The sequence below is a fragment of the Lacticaseibacillus sharpeae JCM 1186 = DSM 20505 genome, assembly GCF_001436225.1.
Classification (GTDB): Bacteria; Bacillota; Bacilli; order Lactobacillales; family Lactobacillaceae; genus Lacticaseibacillus; species Lacticaseibacillus sharpeae.
Genome location: NZ_AYYO01000033.1, coordinates 1 through 3,564, shown reverse-complemented (window position 1 = coordinate 3,564; position 3,564 = coordinate 1). Strand labels below are relative to the sequence as shown.

Here is a 3,564-nt window from a genome sequence, read left to right as displayed (position 1 = left end):
AATTAAGGTCCAAGTGCTTTCAAAAAGTTCTATCAACTCTACTTGACGAAGAGCCATTAATATAAGGCTAGAAGCTCGTCAGCATCCCCAGCTTCTGCTTCATCTTCAGCACCCGGCGCACGGAGGCGTTCAGCTGTTTCTTGCTGTAGTCGCCGTTCTTGATTGCCGTCATGACGAACGGAATCTGCGTCGCGTAGTGCGAGGTCATCACCAGGTCGTTGCCGGACTGGAGTGCATCCAGCGCCGCGTGGTTCTGGTCGGTGAACTTGGCCAGCCCCTGCATGTCCAGGTCGTCGGTCATGATGACCCCCTTGAAGTGCAACTGTTTGCGCAGCACCTTGTGCACCTTGGCGGAAATCGATGCGGGCCGCTTGCTGTCGATGGCATTCACGATGTTGTGCGATACCAGCACGCTGTCGGCACCCGCCTTAATTCCGGCCTTGAAGGGCTTGAAATCGACGGTTTTGAGTTCGTGCATGCTGCGGGTGTCGGTCACGATGTCCACGTGCGAGTCCTTGTTGTTGCCATAACCCGGGAAATGTTTGAGCGTTGCTGCCACGCCGGTGTCCTGCAGCGCCTTGACGTAGGCCTTAACGTACGCACTCGTCCCCTTAGCGTCCAGGCCCACCGTCCGCGCGTAGATAAACGCGGCCGGGTCCGTCGCAACGTCCGCGACCGGCGCCATTGGCATCTGGATGCCCAGCCCCTTCAGCACCTGTGCCTTATTCGTCGCGTCCTGCGTCAGGGCCTTGAGCCCGCCACTGACGTACAAGTTGTGCGGCGACCGGAACGCCGGCGTCACCAGCTTGCTGGAACTGAGCCGCGTCACCGTACCGCCCTCCTCGTCAGAGCCAATCAGCAGCGGAATCTTGCTGTTTTGCTGGTATGACTGAATTTTGGTTTTGAGCGACGTGGTCGTCTGCCCCGCCATGTCTTGGCCGAACAGCAAGTAACCGCCTAGGTGGTACGTCTGCACGTCACTAACCGCGTTGGTTGCCGGCACACGCGCCAGGAACAGCTGGCCGACTTTTTCCTTCAGCGACATGTGCTTCATGATGGTATTAATCTGCTCGTCAGCGGCGTTAACGGGCTTGGGCGCCTTCTTGCTGGACGTGGACTTGCTGGTGTTCGTGTTTGACTTTTTGGCGGATTGCTTGGTGCCGCCGCACGCGGTCAACATCGCTGCGGCCGCCATCACTGCCACAATGGACAGAGTTTGTTTTAGTAGTTGGTTCTTCTTCATGATTTTTTACGCGCTCCAAATTTTGCGTCTTCCTGTGTCTGATTATGGGGCATTGGGGTTGAAAAAAGAACCGTTTACGGATAAAACGGCAAACGATTCTCTCTTCTTGAATATTAGTAAATGTGTACCCGCATACCGACTGGTGCGTTCTTGTAAATCCAGATTGCGTCAGGGACTGGGAGCCGAATGCAACCGTGCGAAGCCTTGTGCCCAAGCTTCTTCGCCGCAGCAACGTTGTATGAACGGTCGTGGTTAACAATCACCGTGTGGAACAGGTACTGACCATGGTTAAGCCAGGATGTCCAGTAGTTAGCACCACTGAAGGCCAATCCCCGTTCTGCTTGAATCTTGTACCAACCGTTTGGCGTGTTGTTACCAAGACCGGTGGAGCAAATCATGGTGTAAAGCGTCTTACCATTTGCAGCCTTAATGTAAACCCGCTGCTTTTCCTGAGATACAGAGAAGTATGCATTCGGGTAGTTATTTAAGTTAGGGTATGGCTTGTTTTCAGAAGGCTTAAGCCAGAATGCGCCGGTGTACTGCTTAGAGGCAACGTACTTCTTTGTGCCAGACGCATTAACATAACCAATCCACGAACCGGACTTTGTGTAAACTGAGTAGTAGATACTACCATTCAAATGGTGGTAGTAGCGCTTAACCTTCAGTTGTTGGCCTTTTAAATTACTGTACTGTTTTGCGGCTTTATGCCATGAGAAGTCTTTCCAAATTGTGCATGATCCAGTTAGTGAAATAGACTTAAGATAACCAATCGCAGCTCCTTGCTGTCCACTACCCTGGTATACTGCAGCAGAGTTTACATAGCCTTTAACGACACCATTTTTGTCCTTAAGCTGGTAATAAATACTACCCGAACCATGATGGTATTCCCTAATTACGTGGTAAGTAGTAAAGATTTTAGAGGTTGTGGTTGCCGATTTTTTCCAGGCAAGGTTAGCGTAAATGCTTAAACCCTTTTTGACAATCGTTACATAGCGGTTTGTTGAGATTGCTGCGCCAACAAATCCACTCACACTTTTTGTCACATAGTTTGAATTAACATAACCAACCCAGTGTCCAGTGTAGGTATACATCGAGTAATACACTTGGCCATTACTGTGGTAATAAGTACGCTTTATCTTTAATGTCTGGTGGTAATATTTTGATAGTTTACTTGCTACATGCCAGTCAAAATCGCTATAGATATTACCAGAATTAGTAGTGACAGTCGCATATGCCGTCCCATCAATTGCAATGCCGCGAGCATAGCTGGTTCGGCCCGTGCAGGCTACATTCAAATACCCGATTACTTGGTTTGACCTTGAAATGAGCCGAACGTAACGCGAGCCATTCTTAAGAGTGGCAATTTGATCATACCTGAAGGTTTGGTGATAGTACTTAGAAGATGGAACAGAAGAGCTCCAGTGCAGGTCACTCCAGATTTTTGAAACTGAAGAAGTAACAGTTGCATACCCGTTAACAACCGTGGTCGAAATATCATCGTTAGAACTTACTAGCGCAGTTGTTTGGCTTTCCTTACCGTCATCTGCAGCGGTAACCGCATGACTCGGTGTACTTAGCGACAGCAGAGCAGCAGTCGAAACCGCAATGATCACGCTAAATGCTAAAATTCGATTTCTATATTTTTTCAAAGTTGTGTACCCCTTTGTTTTGTATACTCTCTTCATTACATTTTACCGTCAGCTTTATACTTCTGAAAGCATACGTCCAACCTTACGCAAACCACGTCGAATAATCGAAATATGATCAACTTTCTTAAGCAACGGTTCTTGTTCGGGAATAGTGAATTCGTTATTGCGAATCTTTTGTTGCAAAGCATGCAAGTTTTTTGAGTTTAACAGCATTGTGTTAATACAAGCAACCTGTTCAAACGTGCTGTTTGCTGCAACGTCAGGATGTGTTTTGATATGCTCATCAAAAACATCTAACAATGTCACAACTGGGCTGTTCAACAGACTATACCCATCGTAATTTATCTTGACATTTGGTGCGCCAATGATTATTTTTTCGTACTTATTAGCGCACTCGTCTGCAACTTTTTGCATCGTTGGTAATAGGTCTGTAGGCAGATAACCTTCTAGAAAATGAATATCACCACTACTGATATAGTTACTCATCGTAAATATCGGATCAACAACCACAGCCTGATAGTCACCTTTTAGTGCGTGATACAGTGCACCCGTTCCCGCCTTTGATCCGCCATAGAGAACCACATCGTCTTTGTGAATACCATTCTGTTCACATACTTTTGGTAAATTTCAAGTACAAGTTAGCCACTTCTGAAAATAACATCTAAATCAATG

Annotated in this window: 2 protein-coding genes and 1 pseudogene; all 3 read right to left on the bottom strand. The window is 47.5% G+C overall.

Going from position 1 to position 3,564, the window contains the following annotated elements; translation table 11 throughout:
* Nucleotides 1-67: 67 nt before the first annotated feature.
* Nucleotides 68-1,243 carry a glycoside hydrolase family 3 protein gene (locus FC18_RS07225; protein WP_054680682.1) on the bottom strand — a complete coding sequence of 392 codons (1,176 nt, stop codon included), beginning with the start codon at nucleotides 1,241-1,243 and terminating at the stop codon, nucleotides 68-70.
* Between the two features lie 113 nt (nucleotides 1,244-1,356).
* Entirely contained in the window at nucleotides 1,357-2,892 is a 1,536-nt protein-coding gene (locus tag FC18_RS12315; protein WP_225353779.1) for a L,D-transpeptidase, read from the bottom strand.
* Between the two features lie 54 nt (nucleotides 2,893-2,946).
* Nucleotides 2,947-3,498, bottom strand: a pseudogene (locus tag FC18_RS07215) (XcbB/CpsF family capsular polysaccharide biosynthesis protein); the annotation flags it as partial.
* Nucleotides 3,499-3,564 lie beyond the last annotated feature (66 nt).

What these genes read in the sequence shown, in the direction of transcription:
- FC18_RS07225 (WP_054680682.1), bottom strand. Translation starts at nt 1,243, where the DNA reads ATGAAGAAGAACCAACTACTAAAACAAACTCTGTCCATTGTGGCAGTG.